Origin of the sequence: Streptomyces colwelliae, from assembly GCF_048158785.1 — a bacterium.
Classification (GTDB): domain Bacteria; phylum Actinomycetota; class Actinomycetes; order Streptomycetales; family Streptomycetaceae; genus Streptomyces.
In genome coordinates, this window is sequence record NZ_JBLTJC010000688.1 from 1 (window position 1) to 2,513 (window position 2,513).

1 protein-coding gene and 1 pseudogene are annotated in these 2,513 nt (G+C 73.5%); one reads left to right on the forward strand and one right to left on the reverse strand.

Annotated features, from left to right (window positions below):
* Positions 1-96 (reverse strand): annotated as a pseudogene (locus ACNFOC_RS53200) (NlpC/P60 family protein); the annotation flags it as partial.
* 2,145 nt (positions 97-2,241) lie between these two features.
* On the opposite strand from ACNFOC_RS53200, the gene ACNFOC_RS53205 reads away from it, so the two are divergent.
* Positions 2,242-2,513, forward strand: a 272-nt coding sequence (locus ACNFOC_RS53205) for a hypothetical protein (protein ID WP_416966140.1), incomplete at its 3' end; no start/stop codon positions are given.

A 2,513-nucleotide genomic window follows, 5' to 3' on the forward strand; every position in this document is an offset into this window, starting at 1 on the left:
GTGGACGCCTGCGTGGGCGTACGACCAATGCATGAGGCCCGAGCAGTCGAAGCCGCCGGGGCCGTTGGCGCCCCAGATGTACGGCTTGCCGAGTGCGGCACCCGGCACGGGCTTCGTCGACAACCCGGAGGGCCTCTCCGCGAAGGTCATCCGCGAGTCGGCCGAGCGCAGGGCGCTCCTGGTTCCGCTTCGAGGGGTGGGCAGGGCACGCCGGGTACGCCGAACAGGCCTGGTGCGTCGAGTACTTCGAGTTCGTGGGACGCGTGGAGTGCGCCGGGGATGCCGGGTACGCGGACGAACGGTGGGTCGTCGGACCGGCGACCTGCTTCGGGCGCCCACGCGAGAGGTCGACGGGCGGCGGAGGATGCGCCGCGACCGAGCGACGGCGTGGGTGTGTCGGGCTCGGACAACTCCGGGACTGCGGGGGCTTCGCGAACTGGGGGAGAGCCGTTCGCGCCGGGTTCTGATGTGCCGTCGCGTGGGATGGGTTCCGGTACGGCGTCGGCGGGGAGCGGGAACGCGGGCGGAGGCGACGGGTTCGGCACGGGGTGGTGGGACCGCGGTGACGGGAGACGTACGGCGCCGCAGGACGGTGGGTCCGATGCGGGCGAGGTGTTCCGGGGGAACGGACCCGATGCGCGCACCGGGTTTCCGGGCAACGGGTTCGATGCCGGCGCGGTGTCTTCGAGTACCGGCTCCGATCCTCGTACCGCATCTTCGAACGGCGGCTCCGATGGTCGTGCCGGGTCCGGTTCTGCGCCGGTCTCCTCCGATGGGCGGCCGCGTTTTCCCGGTCTTCGGCCCTTCTCGCCCCGAGCAATGGATCCCGTGAGTCCACCCCCTCCTCCAGCCTCGGCACGTTTTCCGGACACCCCGCCCGCGCCTGGCGGCGAGGCGCTCCGCGCGAACGCCGGTGGAGCCACGCGGGGAGCTGTTCCACCCCGGCCGCCTCACCGCCCGACGACGGCGACAGGCGGTAACGAAGCGCTGTGGGAACCGAGTTCGGAGACGGCCACCCCATCACCACGTCCTGCGAGCGAGGGCCCGCGTCCGTCGTCCGACTGGCTGCGCCAGGATTCGACCGGGTCGGCGACGCCTCCCGGCTCCGTTGCCCCACCGCGTGCTGCGGCTGCGGCTCCGGGCGAGGCATTCGACTGGTCGCGTCAGGATTCGGCCGGCTCGGGGGTGCCTCCCGTTCCGGGTGTCTCGCCAAGTGCGGTGGGTGAGGCCGCTGGTGTGTCGTCCGATCGGCTTCGCCATGCGCCGGGCCGCCCGGGAGCGGCTCCTGGCTTCGCTGCGTCGCAGGGTGCTGCGGGTGAGGTTCCGCGTGAGGCGTCTGATTGGTCGCGCCAGGATTCGGGTGGCTCGGGGGTGCCTCCCGTTCCGGGTGGTCCGCCGCGTGCCGAGGGTGAGGGTTCCGGTGAGTCGTCCGACTGGCTTCGCCATGCCCCCGGCCGCCCGGTAGCGTCTTCCGGTTCTGCCACCCCGCCCGGGTCGTCGGGCGAGGCTCCGCCTCAAGCCTCCGACCGGCTCGGCCAGGACTCTGCTCGCCAGGCAACGACTTCCGGTCCGGCGACTCCGCCGCGCTCTGACGGTGAGCCTCCGCGTGAGCCGTCCGACGCGCCGCGCTATGCCCCCACGCGCCCGGGAACGTCTGCCGGTCCCGCCGCCTCGCCGGGTACTGCGGGTGAGGTTCCGCGTCAGTCATCCGACTCGCAGCGCTATGTCCCCACCCGGCCGGGGACATCCGCCGACTCGGACACCCCGCCGCGCCCTGCGAGCGAGGCCTCGAATCCTTCGCCCGTCCGGCCCCGCCAGGATTCGACCCGCTCGGCAACGCCTCCTGGTCCGGTCACTCCGGCGCGCCCTGAGGGCGAGGTGCCGCGTCAGTCGTCCGACCGGCTTGGCCAGGATTCGAACCGCCCAGCAACGACTTCCGGTCCGGTGACTCCGCCGCGTCCCGAGGCTGAGCCTTCGCGTGAGTCGTCCGATCGGCAGCGCTATGTCCCCACCCGTCCGGGGACGTCTGCTGGTTCCAGTAACCCGTCCGGTCCGGCGGCCGAGCCTCCGCGTGAGCAATCCGACCGGCTCGGCGAGGATTCGACCCGCTCGGCAACGCCTCCTGCCCCGGTGACTCCGCCGCGCCCCGCAGCCGCGCCTCCGGGTGCGTCGTCTGACCGGCAGCGCTACGTCCCCACGCGGCCGGGAACGTCTGCCGACTCCAGTACCTCGCCCGGCCCGGTGACCGAGCCCCCGCGCGAGCCGTCCGACCGGCTCGGCCAGGAGTCGACCCGGTCGGCAACGCCTCCCGGCCCGGCGACTGCGCCGCGTCCCGCAGCTGAGCCTTCGCGTGAGTCGTCCGACCGGCAGCGCTACGTCCCGACCCGTCCAGGGACATCTGCCGGGTCCACCACCCCGCTCCGCCCGGCAGCCGCCCTGGCGACGGGAACGTTCGGGGACGTGGGCCTGGCCCCGGTGGCGGCCGGGCTCTTCGGCCTGATGTCGGCGATGGG